The 2,697-nt window shown below is 67.1% G+C and carries 2 protein-coding genes; both read left to right on the top strand.

The window, feature by feature from the left end; genetic code table 11:
* Positions 1–1,215: alpha-amylase family protein (locus tag DCW30_RS13065; protein WP_479683388.1), on the top strand; the 1,215-nt coding region annotated here is incomplete at its 5' end.
* The coding region (treS, locus tag DCW30_RS13060; RefSeq protein ID WP_129299894.1) for a maltose alpha-D-glucosyltransferase at positions 1,212–2,697 on the top strand (1,486 nt) is incomplete at its 3' end. The genes DCW30_RS13065 and treS, both read left to right, overlap by 4 nt.

The raw sequence follows: 2,697 nt of genomic DNA, 5'->3' as shown, positions 1-2,697 counted from the left end.
GACGTCGGTGTGCCGTGGGCGATCGGCTCCCCGGCGGGCGGCCACGACGCCGTCCACCCCGACCTGGGCACGCTCGACGACTTCGACGCCTTCGTGCGCAGGGCCGAGGGCCTCGGCCTGGAGGTCGCCCTGGACTTCGCCCTCCAGTGCTCGCCGGACCACCCGTGGGTGGACAAGCATCCGGAGTGGTTCCGCCGCAGGGCGGACGGCTCCATCGCGTACGCCGAGAACCCGCCGAAGAAGTACCAGGACATCTACCCGATCGCCTTCGGCGAGGACATGCCGGGGCTGATCGCGGAGACCGAGCGGCTGCTGCGGTTCTGGATGGGGCACGGCGTGCGGATCTTCCGCGTCGACAACCCGCACACCAAGCCGGTGGTGTTCTGGGAGGAGGTGATCGCCCGGATCAACGGCACCGATCCGGACGTCATCTTCCTCGCCGAGGCCTTCACCCGCCCCGCGATGCTCCAGACCCTCGCCGCCATCGGATTCCAGCAGTCGTACACCTATTTCACCTGGCGCAATTCCAAGGCCGAACTCACCGAATACCTCACCGAACTGTCCCGCGACACCGCGCACTTCCTGCGCCCGAACTTCTTCGTGAACACCCCCGACATCCTCCACGCCTACCTCCAGGAAGGCGGGCGCCCCGCCTTCGAGACACGCGCCGTGCTCGCCGCGACGCTCTCGCCGACCTGGGGGATCTACAGCGGATTCGAGCTGTGCGAGAACAGGGCCGTGCGGCCCGGCAGCGAGGAGTACGAGAACTCCGAGAAGTACGAGCTGCGCCCGAGGGACTGGGCGGGGGCCGCCGAAAGAGGCGACACCATCGCCCCCCTCATCACCGTTCTCAACCGGATACGCCGCGCCAATCCCGCCCTGCGGCAACTGCGCGACCTGCACTTCCACTCCACCGACAAGGAAGCGGTGATCGCCTACTCGAAGTCCGCCGCCGACACGCACGGTTCGAACACGGTTCTGGTGGTCGCCAACCTCGACCCCCACCACACCCAGGAGGCGACGGTCTCGTTGGACATGCCGGAACTCGGCCTCGACTGGCACGAGACCGTGCCGGTGCGCGACGAGCTCACCGGTGAGACCTACCACTGGGGCAGGACCAACTATGTGCGCCTGGAACCGGGCCGCGCGCCCGCGCACATCCTGAGCGTCCTGCGACCGTCCTCACCGTTGATCGGAGGGTCACCCACACCATGATCTTCAATGAGCCCGTCCAGGACACGTTCGAGGACACCCCGAGCAAGGACCGCGATCCCGACTGGTTCAAACGCGCGGTGTTCTACGAGGTCCTCGTCCGCTCCTTCCAGGACAGCAACGGCGACGGCATCGGGGACCTGAAGGGCATCACCGCCAAGCTCGACTACCTCCAGTGGCTCGGCGTGGACTGCCTCTGGCTGCCGCCCTTCTTCAAGTCCCCCTTACGCGACGGCGGTTACGACGTCTCCGACTACACGGCGGTGCTGCCGGAGTTCGGTGACCTGGCGGACTTCGTGGAGTTCGTCGACAGCGCCCACCAGCGCGGGATGCGCGTCATCATCGACTTCGTCATGAACCACACCAGCGATCAGCACCCGTGGTTCCAGGCCTCGCGCACCGACCCCGAAGGACCCTACGGCGACTACTACGTCTGGGCCGACGACGACAAGCAGTACGGCGACGCCCGCATCATCTTCGTCGACACCGAGGCCTCCAACTGGACCTTCGACCCGGTCCGCAAGCAGTACTACTGGCACCGCTTCTTCTCCCACCAGCCCGACCTCAACTACGAGAACCCGGCCGTCCAGGAAGAGATCATCTCCGCCCTGCGCTTCTGGCTCGACCTCGGCATCGACGGCTTCCGACTCGACGCCGTCCCCTACCTCTACGCCGAAGAGGGCACCAACTGCGAGAACCTCCCCCGCACCCACGACCTCCTCAAGCGGGTGCGCGCGGAGATCGACGCCCACTACCCCGACACCGTCCTGCTCGCCGAGGCCAACCAGTGGCCCGAGGACGTGGTCGACTACTTCGGGGACTACGAGAAGGGCGGGGACGAGTGCCACATGGCGTTCCACTTCCCCGTCATGCCGCGCATCTTCATGGCGGTGCGGCGTGAGTCCCGCTACCCCGTCTCCGAGATCCTGGCGAAGACGCCGGCGATCCCGGCGGGCTGCCAGTGGGGCATCTTCCTGCGCAACCACGACGAGCTGACCCTGGAGATGGTCACCGACGAGGAGCGCGACTACATGTACGCGGAGTACGCCAAGGACCCGCGCATGCGCGCCAACATCGGCATCCGCCGCCGCCTCGCCACCCTCCTGGACAACGACCGCAACCAGATCGAACTCTTCACCGCCCTGCTGCTGTCCCTGCCGGGCTCGCCGATCCTCTACTACGGCGACGAGATCGGCATGGGCGACAACATCTGGCTCGGCGACCGCGACGCGGTCCGCACCCCGATGCAGTGGACCCCCGACCGCAACGCGGGCTTCTCCTCCTGCGACCCCGGCCGCCTCTACCTCCCCACGATCATGGACCCGGTCTACGGCTACCAGGTCACCAACGTCGAGGCCTCCATGTCCTCGCCCTCCTCGCTCCTGCACTGGACCCGCAGGATGATCGAGATCCGCAAACAGAACCCCGCCTTCGGCCTGGGCACCTACACCGAACTCCCCTCCTCCAACCCCGCCGTCCTCGCCT

The organism is Streptomyces alfalfae (assembly GCF_004127445.1).
In the GTDB taxonomy this organism is placed as follows: Bacteria; Actinomycetota; Actinomycetes; order Streptomycetales; family Streptomycetaceae; genus Streptomyces; species Streptomyces alfalfae.
Note: the sequence above shows the minus strand (reverse complement) of the source record. Positions and strands in the feature narration are given on the sequence as shown.